Annotated in this window: 16 protein-coding genes; 4 read left to right on the forward strand and 12 right to left on the reverse strand. The window is 68.4% G+C overall.

Annotated features, from left to right (window positions below; translation table 11 throughout):
- Positions 1–2: 2 nt before the first annotated feature.
- The 6 genes from GYB83_RS08030 to GYB83_RS08055 all read right to left on the reverse strand — a co-directional run bounded on the left by GYB83_RS08030 (position 3) and on the right by GYB83_RS08055 (position 7663).
- A complete protein-coding gene (locus GYB83_RS08030; protein WP_161894992.1) occupies positions 3–497 on the reverse strand; it encodes a ferritin in 495 nt (164 codons plus the stop codon).
- Positions 498–641: 144 nt separating this feature from the next.
- On the reverse strand, positions 642–2273 hold the full coding sequence (cydC, locus tag GYB83_RS08035) for a thiol reductant ABC exporter subunit CydC (protein WP_161894993.1): 1632 nt from the start codon (positions 2271–2273) through the stop codon (positions 642–644).
- Positions 2270–3937, reverse strand: coding sequence for a thiol reductant ABC exporter subunit CydD (gene cydD / locus GYB83_RS08040; RefSeq protein WP_161894994.1), 1668 nt, complete (start codon positions 3935–3937; stop codon positions 2270–2272). The genes cydC and cydD overlap by 4 nt, the downstream gene beginning before the upstream one ends.
- Complete coding sequence (cydB, locus tag GYB83_RS08045) at positions 3934–4962, reverse strand: cytochrome d ubiquinol oxidase subunit II (RefSeq protein WP_161894995.1); 1029 nt, start codon at positions 4960–4962, stop codon at positions 3934–3936. The genes cydD and cydB overlap by 4 nt, the downstream gene beginning before the upstream one ends.
- Positions 4963–4973: 11 nt before the next feature.
- Complete coding sequence (locus GYB83_RS08050) at positions 4974–6533, reverse strand: cytochrome ubiquinol oxidase subunit I (protein ID WP_161894996.1); 1560 nt, start codon at positions 6531–6533, stop codon at positions 4974–4976.
- 302 nt (positions 6534–6835) lie between these two features.
- Complete coding sequence (locus GYB83_RS08055; RefSeq protein WP_161895563.1) at positions 6836–7663, reverse strand: aminodeoxychorismate lyase; 828 nt, start codon at positions 7661–7663, stop codon at positions 6836–6838.
- 27 nt (positions 7664–7690) lie between these two features.
- On the opposite strand from GYB83_RS08055, the gene ygfZ reads away from it, so the two are divergent.
- Positions 7691–8860 (forward strand): CAF17-like 4Fe-4S cluster assembly/insertion protein YgfZ, encoded by a 1170-nt coding sequence (gene ygfZ, locus GYB83_RS08060; protein WP_161894997.1) that lies wholly within the window; start codon positions 7691–7693, stop codon positions 8858–8860.
- A gap of 162 nt (positions 8861–9022) precedes the next feature.
- The gene (locus GYB83_RS08065) at positions 9023–9205 is read left to right on the forward strand and encodes a DUF3073 domain-containing protein (protein ID WP_161894998.1); all 183 of its coding nucleotides are present in this window, start codon (positions 9023–9025) and stop codon (positions 9203–9205) included.
- A 170-nt stretch (positions 9206–9375) separates the two neighbouring features.
- Here GYB83_RS08065 and purM read toward each other — a convergent pair whose 3' ends face one another.
- From purM to GYB83_RS08085, 4 genes are all read right to left on the reverse strand, one after another.
- Positions 9376–10467 carry a phosphoribosylformylglycinamidine cyclo-ligase gene (gene purM, locus GYB83_RS08070; protein WP_161894999.1) on the reverse strand — a complete coding sequence of 364 codons (1092 nt, stop codon included), beginning with the start codon at positions 10465–10467 and terminating at the stop codon, positions 9376–9378.
- A 105-nt stretch (positions 10468–10572) separates the two neighbouring features.
- Positions 10573–12141: an amidophosphoribosyltransferase gene (purF, locus tag GYB83_RS08075; RefSeq protein WP_161895000.1), complete on the reverse strand. Its 1569-nt coding sequence runs from the start codon at positions 12139–12141 to the stop codon at positions 10573–10575.
- A gap of 87 nt (positions 12142–12228) precedes the next feature.
- A complete protein-coding gene (locus GYB83_RS08080) occupies positions 12229–12621 on the reverse strand; it encodes a sterol carrier family protein (protein ID WP_161895001.1) in 393 nt (130 codons plus the stop codon).
- 1 nt (position 12622) lies between these two features.
- Complete coding sequence (locus GYB83_RS08085; protein ID WP_228461295.1) at positions 12623–13483, reverse strand: PHP domain-containing protein; 861 nt, start codon at positions 13481–13483, stop codon at positions 12623–12625.
- A gap of 128 nt (positions 13484–13611) precedes the next feature.
- On the opposite strand from GYB83_RS08085, the gene GYB83_RS08090 reads away from it, so the two are divergent.
- Positions 13612–15120 (forward strand): glutamate-cysteine ligase family protein, encoded by a 1509-nt coding sequence (locus GYB83_RS08090; RefSeq protein ID WP_161895002.1) that lies wholly within the window; start codon positions 13612–13614, stop codon positions 15118–15120.
- A gap of 3 nt (positions 15121–15123) precedes the next feature.
- Here the strand turns inward: GYB83_RS08090 and GYB83_RS08095 are convergent, their stop codons facing one another.
- Complete coding sequence (locus GYB83_RS08095; RefSeq protein ID WP_228461296.1) at positions 15124–15528, reverse strand: TM2 domain-containing protein; 405 nt, start codon at positions 15526–15528, stop codon at positions 15124–15126.
- 193 nt (positions 15529–15721) lie between these two features.
- Here GYB83_RS08095 and GYB83_RS08100 point away from each other — a divergent pair, with 193 nt between their 5' ends.
- Complete coding sequence (locus GYB83_RS08100; protein ID WP_161895004.1) at positions 15722–16141, forward strand: hypothetical protein; 420 nt, start codon at positions 15722–15724, stop codon at positions 16139–16141.
- Positions 16142–16167: 26 nt separating this feature from the next.
- On the opposite strand, the gene GYB83_RS08105 is transcribed toward GYB83_RS08100, so the two are convergent.
- Positions 16168–16767, reverse strand: coding sequence for a hypothetical protein (locus GYB83_RS08105; protein ID WP_161895005.1), 600 nt, complete (start codon positions 16765–16767; stop codon positions 16168–16170).
- Between the last annotated feature and the right edge of the window lie 3 nt (positions 16768–16770).

Here is a 16770-nt window from a genome sequence, read left to right on the forward strand (position 1 = left end):
GGTCAGGCCGCCGAGCCCGCTAGTTCGGCGTCGATGCGGAGCAGGCCGGAGCCGTCGCCGTTCACCAGACGCAGGCGGCCGAGGATCTCGCTGACCGTCGCCTCCTCCTCCAACTGCTCGCTGATGAACCAGTCGATGGTCGGTCGCGAGTCGAAATCGTGGGCCTCTTCGGCGTGCACGTACAGACTGCGGATGCCGTCGGACACCGCGCGCTCGGCGTCGAGTGCGATCTCGAACACGTCGGTGATCTCGTCGATCTTGATCGACGAGATCGAGATGTCGCCGATGACGGGATGGTTGTCGCGGTCGGTCAGGTGCTTGATCAGCCGATCCGCGTGCGTCAGTTCCTCCGCGGACTGGGCGCGCAGCCAGGACGCGATGCCGGGGAGGTCGCGGAGCTCCGCCTCGATGGCGAGCTGCCGGTACAGGAACGACGACTCGTATTCGCGGGTGATCTGCTTGGTGAATTCGACTTCGAGCTCTTCGTTCATCTTCATGGTTGTCGCCTTGCCTCTCGCTTTGTCTCGATGACTTCCTCGTATGCCGACAGAGTCCAGAGTAGAGAGATTCTCAGCGATTTCCAGCGAGGCTCGGCATGCCTAAATAGGCCCTGACCTGCACAAAGGGTAGCCTCTATTCAGTCAGTGAAGGCTAACCGTCCCGGTCGAGACACCCAGTTCTGGGACGTTCTGATGCGTCACGACGACCACGGTCCGATCCCGTCCGAACAGTCCGTCGACGTCCAATATCCGACGGAGCAGCTCCGCGGCGTAGCCCGAATCGACGTGTTCGGTCGGCTCGTCCAGGATGACGACCCGAGCGGGGTGGACGATCGCCCGGGCGAGCAGGATCCGGCGACGCTGGCCGCCGCTGAGCGCCGAGCCTCCGCCGACGAGTTCGGTGTCGAGACCGTCCGGCAGTCCGCCCGCCCAGTCGCCGAGTCCGACGTCTGCCAACGCCCGTTCGATCTCATCGTCGGACACGTCGCCACGAGCCACCCGAAGATTCTCCCGCAGCGACGTCGAGAACAGGTGCGCTTCCTCACCGAAGTACGCGGTCGTGCCCTCGACCGTCGAGACGCTGCCCGCGAGCGGCGGCAACAGCCCGGCCAACGTCAGCGCCAAGGTCGTCTTGCCCACGCCGCTCGGTCCGACGATCGTGAGTCGCCCGCCCGCGGGGACGTCGAGATCGACGGTGCCGAGCGGACGGTCGTGGCCCCACCGCAGACCACGCGCGGTCACCGCTGCGGGCTCGTCGCCGAACACCGGGTCGGAGGCCGCGGGCGGGTCGTCGTCGCCCATCAGCGTCGTCAACCGGACCGCGGCCTGCCTTCCGGTCTGCCAGGCGATCGCGGCTTCGGTCAGCGGGCCCGTGGTCTCGAACGACGACAGCGGCAAGAGGAGCAGGACGCCGAACAGCATCGGCGTGACCGCGCCACCGGTCGACGACACGTCCGACAGGGAGCCGGTGAGGCGCGATGCCAGGTCGACGGCGATCACCGCTGCCGCGACCACGCTGACCAGCACCGCGAACGGCGTCATCGACGCCGCGGCGGCCTGTCGTGTGCGGCCGGTGTCGACGGCGCGCGCATACGACGCGTCGGCCTCGCGGAGCCCGTCGAGCACAGTCCCTCGGCGGCGGGCTACGACGAGTTCGGGGCCGTGCCAGAGCGCGGTCGTCACCGCATCGCCGGTGCGCTGTCTGGCGGCCGCTCCGTCGGCGATGACCGCGGCCGATCCCCGCGCCGCCCACCGGGGAGCGAGGACGCCGCTGATCAGCAGCGCGATCGCCAGGACCACTGCGGACAGCGGAGAGACGACCGCCATGATCGCGACCGCCGCGACTCCAGTGACGGCGCCGACCGCCATCGGGACGGCCCCGCGGACGACGGCGTCGCCGATGTCGTCGACGTCGTCGGCCGTCCGTGCGAGCAGTTCGGACCGGTCGGCGGCGGCGCCCGAGCAGGCGATCGACCGGTACACGCGGCCCCGCGCCGAGGCCATCGCGTCCAGCGCCAGCCGGTGTGTGGCGAGCCGTTCCAGGTATCGGAACAGGGCACGTGAGATGCCGAGGGCCCGGACCGCGGTGACTGCGACGGACAGGTACAGGACGGGCGGCATCTGCCAGGCCCGGGTGATCAACCATGCCGACAGCGCGGCCAGTCCGAGCGCGGAGAGCGCGCCAGCGGCTCCGAGTCCGACGGCTGCCGCCAGGGACCGTCGACGCAGTCCGATCGCGTCGAACGCGCGGAGCAGCGGGTCGTCGTTCGTCATCGGCCGACCGCTTCGCCGGTCACGAGCACGGGATCGTCGAGGGTCTCGGCGCGGTGGGACACCAGGATCACGGTCGCGCCGTCGGCGGCACGACGATGGACGGCGTCGAGCACCCGCCGCGCGGTCTCGTCGTCGAGGTGCGCCGTCGGTTCGTCGAGCAGCACCAGGGACGCACGGGAGGCGAGGGTGCGGACCAGCGCCAGACGCTGCCGCTGTCCGGCCGACAGGCCCGTCCCACCGGGACCGATGAGGGTCCGCGGACCGTCGGGAAGGTCGGCGAGCACGTCGTCGAAGGCCACCTCGGGCGACACTCGCGCTACGAGATCTGGATCGAGGTCGCCGAACAGCGAGAGGTTGTCGGCGACGGTCCCCGGGACCAGCACGGGGTGCTGCGGAAGCCACGCGACCTGTTCGTGGAACCTGTCTGGATGCAGGTCGGCGACGTCGACGCCGTTGATCCGGACGCGACCCTCGTCAGGCCGTTCGAGGCCGAGGACCGCGGCGACGACGGTCGACTTGCCCGCCCCGTTCGGACCGCTGAGGACGGTGGCGCGGCCGGGCGTGAACTCGCAGGTCAGGTGGCGCGGTGTCCAGCCGTCTCGGCCCCGGACGCCCAGGTCGTCGACCCGGACGGTGAACGGCGCGGACACCGCAGTCGAGCCCGACGGCGCCGCAGCGGGCGCGTCGAGCAGTGCGAGGACCTCCCGCGACGCCTCCATGCCGTCCTCCGCGGCGTGGAACGCGGCGCCGATCCGGCGCAACGGCAGGTAGGCCTCGGGAGCCAGCACGAGCGCGAGGACGCCGGCGTAGAGGCTCATGTCGCCGAAGACGAGACGCAGCCCGATGCCGACCGCGACCAGTGCGACGCACAGGGTGGAGAGCAGTTCGAGGACCGCTCCGGACAGGAACGCGATCCGCAGCGAGCTCATCGTGGTCCGGGACAGACGCGCTCCGAGCTCGTCGACCCGGGCCGCGGGACCGTGCGCTCGACCGAGTGCCTTCAGCGTCGGAAGGCCGGTGATCAGGTCGAGGAGTTGTGAACTCTGCCTGCTCATCGCGTCGAGCTTGCGGCGGGTACGGTCGCGGGTCAGCATCCCGATCAGCGCCATGAACAGCGGGATCAGCGGGATGGTGACGATGATGATCACCGCGGACGGCCAGTCCGTCCAGCCGACGACCACGATCACCAGCGGTGTGATCACGATGGTCGACACGAGGGCCGGGACGTAGTCGGCGAGGTAGTCGACCAACGCGTCGAGCCCGCGGAGCAGGACGGTGGACGCACGCTCGCGCCCGGTGACCAGTTCGTGCGGCGACGTCCGCCGCGGGTCGGTGAGCGCGTCGACCGCCGCGGACCGCAGTTCGGCGATCGTCGCGAGCGCGGCACGGTGTGCGTACCTGTTCCGCAGGAACGTCATCGCGGCCCTCGTCGCGAACGCCGCGACGATCACCGCCAGGTGCACGGACTGTGCGCCGAACGTGCGGGACGCCGGGTCGGTCACCAGGTCGGAGAGCAACCCGGCCACCCCGATCGCACCGGCGATCACCGCGACGACGTCGACGACCGCGAACCCGGCGAGCACCGTCGCGTATCTCCGCGCCGTCGGCGAGAATCGCAGCAGACGCGGGTCGATCGGCGCACGGCGCGCCGCCGCCTCCGTCACAACGGGAGGCCGACGGACTGCGGGATCTGATCCACGGACAGTCGCTTGCGGAACACCCAGTAGCTCCACGCCTGGTAGGCGATCACGACGGGCGTCATGAATGCGGCGGCCCAGGTCATGATGACGAGCGTGTAGTGGCTCGACGACGTGTTCTCGATGGTGAGCGTGTAGGCGTCCGAGGTGGTCGACGGCATGACGTTCGGGAAGAGGACGCTGAACAGCATCGAGACGGTCCCGATGATCGCCACGCTGGTCGCCGCGAATGCGATGCCTTCGCGTCGTGCGTAGGCCGCAGCCACGAGGACCACGGCGGCCACCGCGGCGACGGCGACGATCGCCCAGGTCCACGGCTTGCCGTATGCAATCTGCGTCCACAACAGGAACGTCGCGGCGACGACGGCGGTCGGGATCGACAGTCGCCAGGCGAGGGTCTGCGCCTCGTCACGGATGTCGCCGCTCGTCTTGAGCCCGATGAACAGGGCGCCGTGCGTGAGGAAGGCGAGAAGCGTCGTCGCGCCGCCGAGAAGTGCGTACGGGTTCAACAGGTTGAAGAAGCCGCCGGTGTACTGGTGATCGGCGTCGATCGGGATGCCGCGGACCACGTTCGCGAATGCGACACCCCACAGGATCGAGGGCAGCCACGACCCGAGACCGATCCCGACGTCGCACCAGCCGCGCCATCGCGGGTCGTTGATCTTGCCGCGCCATTCGATGGCGACGACGCGGACGATGAGACCGATCAAGATCAGGAACAGCGGCAGGTAGAACGCGGAGAACATGGTCGCGTACCAGCCCCCGAACGCCGCGAACAGAGCTCCGCCACCGGTCAGCAGCCACACCTCGTTGGCGTCCCACACCGGTCCGATGGTGTTGAGGAGGAGTCGACGACGTTTGTCGCCGTCGGGCTCCGACCTGCGCCCGAGGAACGGCAGGAGCATGCCGACGCCGAAGTCGAAGCCTTCGAGGACGAAGTACATGACGAACAGCACCGCGATGACGGCGAACCAGAAGTATTCGAGTGTCATGGTCTGCCTCCTCAGTAGGCGAACGACAGGGGCGAGTCGGCGTCGTCGTCCGATCCGACGTCGGGCGCGACGGCGTCCTTGTCGCTGGGACCGGCGATGACGTACTTGCGTTCCAAGTAGAACCAGGCGACGCCGAGCGCGCCGTAGAGCAGCGTGAATCCGATGAGGGTGGTCCACACCATCGGCGGCGTGTGGTTGGAGACACCGTCCTGCACGAGCATGTGGATGCGCAGGGGATCGCCGTCCGGGTCGGCCCAGTTGGGTACGACCACCCACGGTTGGCGGCCCATCTCGGTGAAGATCCAGCCGGACGCGTTCGCGAGGAACGGCGTCGGCAGCATCGCGAGGGCGACGTACCCGAACTTGCGTGGAACGTCACTGCGCTTGCGGCGAGTGAACCACAGGCCGCCGATCGCGACGACCACCGAGCCTGCGGCCCACGTGATCATGGCGCGAAAGCTCCAGTAGGTGACGAACAGGTTCGGCGCGAAGTTCTGCCCCGGCATGTTCAGTTTGTCCTGGTAGAGCTTCTGCAGTTCGTTGACGCCCATGACCGTGCTGTCGAAGGTGTGATCCGACAGGAACGACAGCATGTTGGGGATCGCGATGACGTGCTCGATGGAGTCGCAGTTGTTCTGCCTGCCGATCGACAGGACCGAGAACGACGCCCCGGTCTCGGTCTCGCAGAGCGATTCGGCCGCGGCCATCTTCATCGGCTGCTGTTTGAACATGAGCTGGCCCTGCATGTCGCCGGTGACGATCAGGGCGAGTCCCGCGGCGATCGTCACCCACAACGCCATCCGGGTGACCGGCCTCCACAGCGTCTGATTGTCGTGACGCAGTTGCTCCGGTGTGGCGTCCACCTGACTCGGCGAGTCGGTGGCCGGGACCTCCGAGTGGTCGCCGGTCTCCAGCGCCTGGTCGAGCTTGTGGGCGCGGTAGGTGTTCCGCGCCATCCACCAGATGCCGATGATCGCGACGAACGTCGACGCCGTCAGGAAGGCGCCCGCGATGACGTGCGGGAACGCGACGAGCGTCGTGTTGTTGGTGATCAGGGCGATGAAGTTGGTCATCTGCGGTCGCTGACGCACCGGATCCCATTCGACGCCGACGGGGTGCTGCATCCACGAGTTGGCCGCGACGATGAAGTACGCGGACGCGTTGACGCCGATCGCGACGAGCCAGATGCACGCCAGGTGGACCCGGCGCGGGAGTCGTCCCCAGCCGAACATCCACAGGCCGATGAACGTCGATTCGAGGAAGAACGCGACGAGGCCCTCCATCGCGAGGGGCGCGCCGAACACGTCGGCCACGTAGCGGCTGTACTCGCTCCAGTTCATGCCGAACTGGAACTCCTGCACGATGCCCGTCGCGACGCCCAGCGCGAAGTTGATGAGGAAGAGCTTCGAGAAGAACTTGGTGGCACGCAGCCACTGCTCGTTCCCGGTGACGTGCCAGACGGTCTGCATCACCGCGATCAGCGGAGCCAGTCCGATCGTCAGCGGCACCAGGATGAAGTGGTAGACCGTCGTGATTCCGAACTGCCACCTGGAGATGTCTACGACATTCACGCTCGCCTCACAATCGTGTTGTCCCGGCTTTTACTACAGAGCGTAGTAGCGATCTGCGGGATTACAAGACCATCGTGACCCATCAGACCAAAGGCCCGGCCCCACCAGGCCGTACGACGGCGACATCTCCCTGCCTTCTTCGCCTGCTCCAAAGATCGGTCCGATCAGCAGCTTCCAGAGGCGCCATGCCGCCCGACCGCGATCAGCGAACCGATCTTCGGAGCACTCGAGTCCACACGTGGGCGTTTCTGTTCGCCGACACCGCAGATTCGACGGTCAGCATCACTTTCCCTGCTCGTCGCCTACTCCGACGAGTCGGAGAGGATCGCGCGGGCGACGATGGCGGGGATGTCGGGGGCGGCGGACGAGGGCCGCATCAGCTCGTGGCCGTCGACAGCGGTGACACGCGCAGCAAGGGTGAGCGACGACAGCAGCCAGACGCCGTCCGCGCGGATCAGATCGTCACGGGTGAGCACCGCCTCCGCGGTCGGGCGGTCCGCGTGCACGAAGACAGCCGCCAGGGTGGTTCCGGCGAGCACGCCGCCGTCGCGCGGCGGCGTGGTCAGGACTCCGTCGATGACGGCGACGACATTCGCCCGAGGACTCTCCAGGATCGCACCCACCGGCGACACATAGATCGCGTCGTCGAACCCGGCGCGCTGCGCGTGGCGCAGCGCCGCCATGTTCCGCGCGTAACTGAGCGCCTTCGCACCCTCGAGCTCCCACGGCCGCGCCGACACTCCGCGCTCGAGGAGCGTCACCGTGACCCCGTCGCGACGGGCGCGAGCGGCACGCTCGGGCACCGGTGTCACCGTGAGATAGCAGGTGGGCGGTCCGCCCGACTCGCGGCCGCGCGAGTAGACGATCCGCAGGCACCCGTCGTCGCCGGACGCCCATTCATGTGCGGCGACCCCGACCGCGCGGCGCAGGGCCGCCGCGTCGGGTGCGGGGAGATCGAGTCGGGAGGCGCCGTCGCACAGTCGCGCGAGGTGCGCGTCGAGCAGCCGCGGCCGACCGTCGCGGATCAGGATGGTCTCGAACACCCCGTCGCCGCGCAGGGCCGCGAGGTCGTCCGCGTGAAGCAGAGGGACGTCGGGGTCATGCACTCGGCCGTCGCCGTCCACCACGATCACGTCACCGACAGTAGACTGACTGTCATGTCCGCGGAATCCGTTCGCCCCGTCCGCTCTGCGATCCTGGCGGCGTCCGCCGAGGCCGTTCCCACCCCCGACGACGACCGGAGCCCCGGCGTCGCCTGGCACTACGGCGACCCGCTCGGCGAACAGCGGACCGCGTCGCGCGGAGTCGCGGTGGTCGACCGCAGCGATCGCAGTGTGATCGAACTCGCCGGACCGGAACGTCTGAGCTGGCTGCACACCATCTCGTCGCAGCACGTCACCGACCTGGCCGATCGGCGCAGCGCCGAGAACCTGTCGCTCGACCTCAACGGCCGCATCGAGGATCACTTCGTCCTCACCGACATCGACGACGTGACGTGGATCGACACCGAGCAGTTCCGCGGACGCGCGCTCGCCGACTTCCTGACGAAGATGGTGTTCTGGGCGCAGGTGACGCCCGCGACGCGAGACGACATGGCCGTCCTCACCCTGATCGGACCGGACGCACGGTCGGGTCCCGTCGCCGACCTGTTGGAGATCCCGGCCGACGCCGACGTCTACGCCGCGGGCGATCTGCCCGAACGCCATCACGACGACGAACCGCTCGGCTTCTGGCGGGTGATGCCGCCGATCGGCGAGGGACGGACCACGCCGGTCGTCGATGTGGTCGTCCCGCGTGACGACCTGCAGGCGTGGTGGTCGGCGATTACCGCCGCAGGCGCCCGGCCCGCCGGGATGTGGACGTACGAGGCGCTGCGCGTGGCCGCCGGACGCGCCCGCCTCGGCATCGACACCGACGAGCGGACCATCCCGCACGAGGCCGACTGGATCGGCGACCCGACCCAGCAGGGGGCCGTCCACCTGAACAAGGGCTGCTATCGCGGCCAGGAGACGGTGTCGCGTGTCGCCAACATCGGGCGCGCGCCCCGCAGGCTCGTGCTGCTTCATCTGGACGGCTCCGCCGACGACCGGCCGACGACCGGCGACGCGGTGACCGCGGGCGACCGCAGCGTCGGACGAGTCGGCACCGTCGTCGACCACTTCGAGCTCGGCCCGATCGCGCTGGCCCTCGTGAAACGCACCGTTCCCGTCGACGCCGAGCTCACCGCGGGCGGCGCGGCGGCCCGCATCGACGACGACCTGTTCGTGCCAGACGACACCGTTCCGGCTGGTCGGGCGGCACAGGACCGGCTCCGCGGTCGCGCCTGAACCCCTCCGACCTGCAGGTGTGACGGCACTCGCTGATCAGCGGCCGGGGCCGGGAAGATTTTGTGGCCCGTACGCGCTAGACTGTCAGTACGAGAATTACTAACGAATAGAACGGGGCCGCCACCACGATGGCCGCCCCGTCATTGTGCGAGGGGGTCCCATATGGGCCGCGGCCGGGCTAAGGCAAAGCAGACGAAGGTTGCACGTCAGCTGAAGTACTCTGCTCCGAACACCGACTTCGACAGCTTGCAGCGCGAGTTGTCCACCGGTGGAGGACAGTCGTTCGGGACCGACGCATGGTCGGACGACGACAGACTCAGCGAAGACGAGTGGCGTCGCGCCTGACGCGCACCGCTCGGATCATCCCCTCACCTCGTTCCACCGCCTTCTGACGCGCTGAGAATTCTCGTTTCCGCGTGCCCGAACGGCACTGGTGAGCGCTGAACGGGACATCGAACACATAGAGAGCGGGCCCGATCTGTACAGACCGGGCCCGCTCTCTACGCTGTATCCGCTCAGAAGCGCGCGTGATCTCCGACGAGTTCGGCACGACCCGAGGCGCCGTCCGCACCACGGTTGACCGAGCCGAGGACCCAGTTGTCGATGTGGCGGGCGGTGAGAACCGCCTGCGCACGATCGGTGTCCTCGGGAGCGACGATCGCGACCATGCCGACACCCATGTTGAAGGTGCGTTCCATCTCGAGACGTTCGACACGTCCACGCTGGGCGATCATCGAGAAGATCGGGGCGGGCGTCCACGAGTTGCGTTCGAGGGTCGCCTCGAGGCCCTTGGGAAGGACGCGGCCGAGGTTGTCGGCGAGTCCGCCGCCGGTGACATGCGCGAAGGTGCGGACATCGGTCTCGGCGGCCAATGCGAGGCAGTCCTTGGCGTAGATGCGGGTCGGTTCGAGGAGTTCTTCCCCGAGGGTGCGGCCGAACTCGTCGACGTGACCCTCGAGATCGAGGTGGCTCAGTTCGAGGAGCACCTTGCGGGCCAGCGAATAGCCGTTGGAGTGCAGGCCGGACGACCCCATCGCGATGACGACGTCGCCGGGGCGCACACGGTCGGGACCGAGGATGTCGTCGGCTTCGACGACGCCGACACCGGTCGCGGAGATGTCGTAGTGACCGTCTTCCATGACGCCGGGGTGCTCGGCGGTCTCACCGCCGAGCAGGGCGCAGCCCGCGTCGACGCATCCGTCGGCGATGCCTTTGACGATGTCGGCGACCATCTCGGGGATCACCTTGCCGACGGCGATGTAGTCCTGCAGGAACAGCGGTTCGGCCCCGCAGACCACGAGGTCGTCGACGACCATGGCGACGAGGTCGCGGCCGACCGTGTCGTGCACGCCCATCGCCTGCGCGACGGCCAGTTTCGTGCCGACGCCGTCGGACGACGCGGCGAGCACCGGCTCACGGTAGTCGCCCTTGAGCGAGAACAGTCCGGCGAATCCGCCGAGGCCCCCCATGACTTCGGGGCGCGTGGCCCGCTTGGCGTGCGGCAGGAACAGCTCGACGGCGCGTTCACCCGCATCGATGTCCACGCCGGCGGCCGCGTACGACGCACCGCCCCCGCTAGCCTGGTTGGCGGCAGACCCGTCCGTCATCGTCGTGCTTCTCCTACACATTGTTGTGGCGACCGGCCGTGTCAGCGGTCGGTCGCCGTGTTCATCGCACTCACGCTACCCGAGTGCTTCGTGGAATCTACTCGTTCAGGGCCGCATGACGGCGCTGACATTGTCGTTCTGCGCGGTCAGCGGATCGGCGACGACGGTCTCCCCGGACATCATGGTCTCCAGGACCGCCTTGCCCATCGCCGTCTCCTCGGGGAGCGCGATCGGGTAGTTGCCGTCGAAGCAGGCGGCGCACAGGTTGCCACGGTCCTCGCCGGTGGCGGCGATCATCTCGTCGACGCTGATGTAGCCGAGGCTGTCGGCTCCGATGGCCTGGCGGACACCGTCCACCATGTGCTCCTCGGACTCCATGCCGTTGGCGATCAGCTCGGCGGGCGACGCGAAGTCGATGCCGTAGAAGCAGGGCCAGCGGACGGGTGCGGACGCGATCCGGACGTGGACCTCGGCGGCGCCCGCTTCGCGGAGCATGCGGATGAGGGCGCGCTGGGTGTTGCCACGGACGATCGAGTCGTCGACGACGACCAGCCGGCGACCGCGGATGACCTCGCGGAGCGGGTTCAGCTTGAGGCGGATGCCGAGCTGGCGGATGGTCTGCGACGGCTGAATGAACGTGCGCCCGACGTAGGCGTTCTTCATCAGGCCCTGGCCGTACGGGATGCCCGATTCCTGCGCGAAGCCGACGGCCGCCGGGGTGCCGGACTCCGGGACCGGGATCACGAGGTCGCCCTCGGCGGGCTGCTCACGGGCCAGGCGGCGTCCGATGTCGACGCGTGCCGAGTGCACGGAGCGGCCGTGGATGACGCTGTCCGGGCGGGCGAGGTAGACGTGCTCGAAGACGCACAGCTTCGGCGTCGCCTCGGCGAAGCGTGTGCTGCGGACGCCGTTGCTGTCGATGGCGAGCAGTTCACCGGGCTCGATGTCGCGGACGAATGACGCGCCGACGATGTCGAACGCCGCCGTCTCGGAGGCGACCACCCAACCGCGGTCGAGGCGGCCGAGGGACAGCGGACGGATGCCGTGCGGGTCGCGGGCCGCGTACAGGGTGTTCTCGTCCTGAAAGGTGAGACAGAACGCGCCCTTGAGCGTCGGCAGCAGCTCGACGGCCGCCTGCTCGAGCGTCTTGTCCGCGGCGCCGTGTGCGAGAAGCGCGCCGACGACGTCGGAGTCGGACGACGCCGCCGAGCGGTCGGCGGGACCGTAGAGGCCGAGGTCACGGGCACGAGCCGCGAGTTCGGCCGTGTTGACGAGGTTGCCGTTGTGGCCGAGCGCCACGCCACTGCCCGCGTCGGTGTGGCGGAAGATGGGCTGCGAGTTCTCCCACGTGGTGGAGCCGGTGGTCGAGTAGCGGCAGTGTCCGACGGCGACGTGTCCGATCATCGACGCGAGCGTCTGCTCGTCGAACACCTGGCTGACCAGACCGAGGTCCTTGAAGACGAGGACCTGCGAGCCGTCTCCGACGGCGATGCCTGCCGCTTCCTGCCCGCGGTGCTGCAGCGCGTACAGGCCGTAGTATGTGAGTTTCGCGACGTCCTCGCCCGGCGCCCAGACGCCGAACACACCGCATTCTTCGCGGGGATCGTTCTCGTGCGAGTCGTCTGGCTGCGGGGCATCCAGCAGGTTGCGGGAATGGATCGACAGGTCGGTCACGATGCGACGCTCCGGTTTCGTGGACTGGACGGGCGTTTCCCAAGGGTACCCGCCACCGGGCCGAGGACTGAAGTCCGTAGGACTACGTCACACCTTGAGCGGGACCACCGGCAGGTACGCGGCGACGTCGCCCGCCCGATGCCCGGACACGCTGACGTCGTGTGCGTCGACGGCGTCGTCGAACCGGGCGAGGCCGGTCGCCAGGAGCAGCCAGGTGCGCGGCGTGGTCTCGACGACGTTCGGCGGCGTGCCGCGCGTGTGGCGGACGCCCTCTATGCACTGGACGGCGACGAACGGCGGCACCCGAAGTTCCACCGAGTTGCCCGGCGCGTCCTGTGCGACGGTCCGTGCGGTGGTGCGGACCGCGGCGGCCAGGGCCGGGCGCGGCGGCGTGGGGAGGCTCCCGTCGCGCAGCCACGCTTCGACGGCCAGCACGGCGGCGCGGGTCTGCGCGGCGTCGACCCGGTCTCGCGGGCCCACGTCAGCGGGTGAACGGAGCGAGCGCCCCGCGGTCGATGATCTGCTCGACGACCTCGTCCGACGTCCGTTCCTGCCCGATGACCAGGGTCTTGTTGCGACCGTGGTAGTCGCTCGACCCGGTCTGCAGGAGTCCGAGGTCGGCGGCGATCCCGGCGAGTTCGGCGCGTGCGGCGTCGTCGTGGTCGGGATGACGCACTTCGAGTCCGGCGAGGCCCGCGTCCGCCAGTCCGGCGATCACGTCCACCGTGAGCACGGCCGCAGCGGCCCTGGCGCGGGGATGCGCGAGGACGGGGACGCCTCCGGCGTTCGCGATCAGCTCGATGCCTTCGACGAGCGAGGTCGACCGCAGGGGGACGTCGAACGTGCCGCCGTCGTCGAGCAGCCCGGCGAACGCCTCCCCCACCGAGCCGATCGCCCCGGACTCGACGAGCGCCCGCGCGATGTGCGGGCGGCCGATGTTGCTGGGGCCCGCGATCTCCCGCACGCGGTCGAGGGATATCCCGTACCCCGCGTCGATCAGCTTCTCGACGATCCGCGTGCCGCGGTTGGTGCGCTCGTCGGTCATCCGCTGCCATTCGCCGACGATCGCGGCGTCGGCGGCGTCGAACAGGTAGCCGAGTAGGTGGACCGACACCAACGATCCGTCGGGCGCGGGATGCTTGGTCGAGAACTCGGCTCCCGGAAGCACCCGCATCCCGGCAGGCACCGCCTCCGCGACCGACGCCCATCCCTTGGAGGTGTCGTGGTCGGTCAGTCCCACTGTGGTCAGCCCGGCCGCTCGCGCCGCCGCGAACAACTCCTCGGGAGTGTCCGTGCCGTCCGAGAAGTGGGTGTGCACGTGCAGATCGGCGGTCATCGACATGCGGTCCACTCTAGGACGCGCTTGCTCCGAGCCCTGTGACCAGTATGCGGTCACAGGGCTCGGAGCAAGCGCCGCGTTCTGCGTCGATCCCGCTACGGGAGACGTCCCGGTCCGGCACCATGACCTGCATGGGCGCGGAAGTCGATCATCAGAAGTTCAGCGGTGCCGACCGGGTGCGGTTCCGATCGCGGGTGTCGAAGGGCACGGATGCGATCGCCCGGATGCTCGCGGACGGCCTGTTCACCGACCACGGGCGACCTCCGGAGCCGCTGTTGGGCATGGAGGTGGAGCTCAACCTGATCGACGGCGACGCGGAACCGGCGATGGCGAACACGCGCGTGTTGGAGGCGATCGCCGACCCCGACTTCCAGACCGAGCTCGGGCAGTTCAACATCGAGATCAACGTGTCGCCGCGACCGTTCGTCGGCGGCGACACCGTCAGCCTGGAACAGATGCTGCGGACGTCGCTCAACAGGGCCGAGGCGCGGGCGGCGTCGACCGGCAATCACTTGCTGATGATCGGCATGCTGCCGACGCTGCGTCACGAGCACTTCGCGGGCCAGTGGATCTCGACGAATCCCCGGTACGGCCTGCTCAACGAGCAGATCTTCGCGGCGCGAGGCGAAGATCTGGAGATCGACATCTCGGGCGTCCCGCTGTCGGACCGGATGAACGCCGAACGCCTCCTGACGACGACGGATTCGATCCTGCCCGAAGCCGCGTGCACGTCGCTGCAGCTGCATCTGAGGGTGGCGCCGGAAGACTTCGCCGCCCATTGGAACGCCGCACAGGCCATCGCCGGAATCCAGGTGGCGCTCGCCGGGAACTCGCCGTTTCTCGCGGGCAAGGCCCTGTGGCACGAGACGCGCATCCCCGTGTTCGAGCAGGCCACCGACACTCGACCGCTCGAACTGAAGAACCAGGGCGTTCGACCGCGCGTGTGGTTCGGCGAACGGTGGATCAACACGATCTTCGACCTGTTCGAGGAGAACACGCGCTACTTCCCCGCACTGCTGCCCGTGTCGACCGACGTCGACCCGATAGCCGAACTCGACGAGGGCCGCATCCCGAATCTCGACGAGCTGCGCATGCACAACGGGACCGTCTACCGGTGGAACCGGCCGGTGTACGACGTCGTCGACGGCCAGGCGCACCTCCGCGTGGAGAACCGCGTCCTGCCGGCCGGGCCGACCGTCGTCGACGTGATGGCGAACTCGGCGTTCTATTACGGGCTCGTGCGCGGCCTCGTCGAAGCCGACCGTCCGCTGTGGTCGCAGATGTCGTTCGACGCCGCGCGAGAGAACCTCGCGGCGGGCGCACAGTGGGGCCTCGACTCCCAGGTGTACTGGCCGACCATCGGTTGGGTGAGCCCCGACGAACTGACCCTCCGACGCCTCCTGCCGCTGGCGGAGAAGGGCCTCACGTCGTTCGGCGTGTCCGAGAAGGCCAAGCGCCGCTACCTCGGCGTCATCGAAGGACGCTGCGTCACCAAGCAGACCGGATCGGTATGGCAGCGCAAGGCCGTGGACGCCCGCGAACAGGCGGGCGAGTCACGCGAGCAGGCACTCCACGGCATGCTCCTGGACTACAAGACGCTCATGCACGAAGGCGAACCCGTTCACAACTGGCCGCTGTGAGCGCTATCTGAGGACACGGCCGTTCGAGTCGCGGACCGATCCGGTGAAGATCATGATCGCGTCGATCAGGATCCAGACACCGACACCGAACAGAATGAACCCGCCGACGATGAACAGGGTGGTGATCAGGCCGAACAGCGTCAACATCAACTGCGCGACGCCGATCCCGGTGTGCCCCAGATAGAGGCGGCCGACGCCGAATCCGCCGAAGAACAGCTGCAACAGTCCCGCCGTGGACTTCGACTTGTCCGACAGCGGAATGCCGGTCAACGGGTCGACGCCGTACAACGCTCCCGGAACGGCCGCCTGCCCGTACGGCGAGTACGGCATCGGCGCTGCGTACGGGCTCGGCTGCCCGTACTGAGGCTGGACGTATACGGGCTGCTGATACGGCGGCACGTACGGCATCGGGTTCCTGTAGGGCTGAGAGTAAGGCTGCGGGAGATTCGCCGACCCGGCCGCGGGAGGAATCGATCCATCGCCGCCGTAGGGGTATCCGCCGCTTCCGTAGCCAGTCATCGGGGAATCATGACACACCCGCGGTGGGCGTTCGGTTGTCGGGATGACCCGAATCACACGGCGCGGACATAGGATGTCCGCTATGACGAGCCCGTACTCTCCGAATCCGTGGGACTCGAACAACGGATTCCAACCCGGATACCCAGGCCTTCCGCTGATCACGATCGGCGACATCTCGTGCACACAGACGCAGATCGTCACCCCCGCGGGGACCGCACCCGTCGCGGGTGCTCAGTGGCACGTCACCGACATGTCGCACACGACAGAGGAGATCCCCACCTGGGCGATCGTGTGCGCGATCGTCGGCGCGTTCGTGGTCTGCCTCTTCAGCCTGTTCTTCCTGCTGGTGAAGGAACGACGCACCACCGGGACCGTGCAGGTCACCGTCACCAGTGGCGGGTTCATGCACACCACGTCGATTCCCGTCTACGCCCCGAACACGGTCATGGACGTTCACAATCGCGTCAACTACGCCCGCAGCCTCAGCTCCGCCATGCAGTAGTCGTCGCGTCGGCCGACTTGCTCGGGCTACGGGTTCGCAATGACGAGCACAAGCACCAGCAGAAGACCGAGAGTGAAACCGATCGCCATGCTGATCCAGGCCCAATTCGCGTATCGACGTGACTCCTCCGCGGCGTACCGGGCCGCGTCGAACTGACCGGTCCCCCAGAGTCGGCCCACCGAGTTGGCCTTGTTGAGTCCGACGATGCCCAACACGAGCGGCGCGATGCCGATGAGTGTGGTCCAGCATCCCGCGACGAGCAGACCACCGAACACCGTCGCCAGGATCGCGGACGTCTGAGCCGTGAGCGGAGCCGGACCGTAGTTGATCGGCGGCGGCGCTTGGAAGAACTGCCCAGGCTGCGGAACCCAGGGCGACTGGGGCTGGGCGACCGGATACTGGGGCTGGGCCGGGTACGGGGGAACGACGGGATACTGCGGCTGCGCATACGGATCTTGGTATGCGGGCGCAGGGGCGGGATTCTCGTAGTGAGGCACCGCGGGAGCGTCGGACGCCGCCACGTCCCCTGGGGCCGGTGCTTCCTGTTTGTTCAACGAGACCGGGGCGATCTGTGTCTCGTCGTACGCCGCCCACTGGTCGCTACGCGGTTCGTTCGAATCGGTCATGGG

It is taken from the genome of Gordonia spumicola, assembly GCF_009932475.1.
GTDB lineage: Bacteria > Actinomycetota > Actinomycetes > Mycobacteriales > Mycobacteriaceae > Gordonia > Gordonia spumicola.

Coding starts and splice junctions, on each gene's coding strand:
- GYB83_RS08030 (WP_161894992.1), bottom strand. CDS start 497: ATGAAGATGAACGAAGAGCTCGAAGTCGAATTCACCAAGCAGATCACC.
- cydC (WP_161894993.1), bottom strand. CDS start 2,273: ATGACGAACGACGACCCGCTGCTCCGCGCGTTCGACGCGATCGGACTG.
- cydB (WP_161894995.1), bottom strand. CDS start 4,962: ATGACACTCGAATACTTCTGGTTCGCCGTCATCGCGGTGCTGTTCGTC.
- ygfZ (WP_161894997.1), top strand. CDS start 7,691: ATGTCCGCGGAATCCGTTCGCCCCGTCCGCTCTGCGATCCTGGCGGCG.
- GYB83_RS08065 (WP_161894998.1), top strand. CDS start 9,023: ATGGGCCGCGGCCGGGCTAAGGCAAAGCAGACGAAGGTTGCACGTCAG.
- purM (WP_161894999.1), bottom strand. CDS start 10,467: ATGACGGACGGGTCTGCCGCCAACCAGGCTAGCGGGGGCGGTGCGTCG.
- GYB83_RS08085 (WP_228461295.1), bottom strand. CDS start 13,483: ATGTCGATGACCGCCGATCTGCACGTGCACACCCACTTCTCGGACGGC.
- GYB83_RS08090 (WP_161895002.1), top strand. CDS start 13,612: ATGGGCGCGGAAGTCGATCATCAGAAGTTCAGCGGTGCCGACCGGGTG.
- GYB83_RS08095 (WP_228461296.1), bottom strand. CDS start 15,528: ATGCCGTACGTGCCGCCGTATCAGCAGCCCGTATACGTCCAGCCTCAG.
- GYB83_RS08100 (WP_161895004.1), top strand. CDS start 15,722: ATGACGAGCCCGTACTCTCCGAATCCGTGGGACTCGAACAACGGATTC.
- GYB83_RS08105 (WP_161895005.1), bottom strand. CDS start 16,767: ATGACCGATTCGAACGAACCGCGTAGCGACCAGTGGGCGGCGTACGAC.